This is a genomic window from Acetomicrobium sp. S15 = DSM 107314, from assembly GCF_016125955.1.
Classification (GTDB): Bacteria; Synergistota; Synergistia; order Synergistales; family Thermosynergistaceae; genus Thermosynergistes; species Thermosynergistes pyruvativorans.
Genome location: NZ_JADEVE010000166.1, coordinates 1 through 363, shown reverse-complemented (window position 1 = coordinate 363; position 363 = coordinate 1). Strand labels below are relative to the sequence as shown.

At 43.5% G+C, this 363-nt stretch carries 1 protein-coding gene; it reads left to right on the top strand.

All coding sequences use genetic code 11. From position 1 onward, the window contains the following. On the top strand, window positions 1-176 hold a 176-nt coding region (locus EZM41_RS14615), incomplete at its 5' end, for a transposase (protein ID WP_198469729.1). Window positions 177-363: the final 187 nt, after the last annotated feature.

The following is a 363-nucleotide window of genomic DNA, read 5'->3' as shown; positions in this document are numbered from 1 at the left end:
ACCTCTCCGACAGAGGCTTAGCAGAGGCCATAGCAGACAGGCTCTCATTTCAAAGCTTCTTGGGTTTATCCATTGTAGATCCAGTCCCTGACGATACTACCTTCACACGCTTTAGGCAGAAGCTTCAAGAAAAAGGAATGATCACCAAAAACGAGAAACGAGGGATGAGGAAATGAATGGTTCTTGCTGCCAAATATTGGAGAATGTTCAGTTTGCGCCAAGTGTCAGATTCGGTGATTTTTGTGCTAATTTAGCCAAAACTTCGCGAAAATCGTTAGGAATTTCCCCTTTGTAGTCTTCTTTAAGGCCAAGATTGGCACTCCATTGAAGTTTATTTCTCGTCGCTTGGGACATGGTGAAATC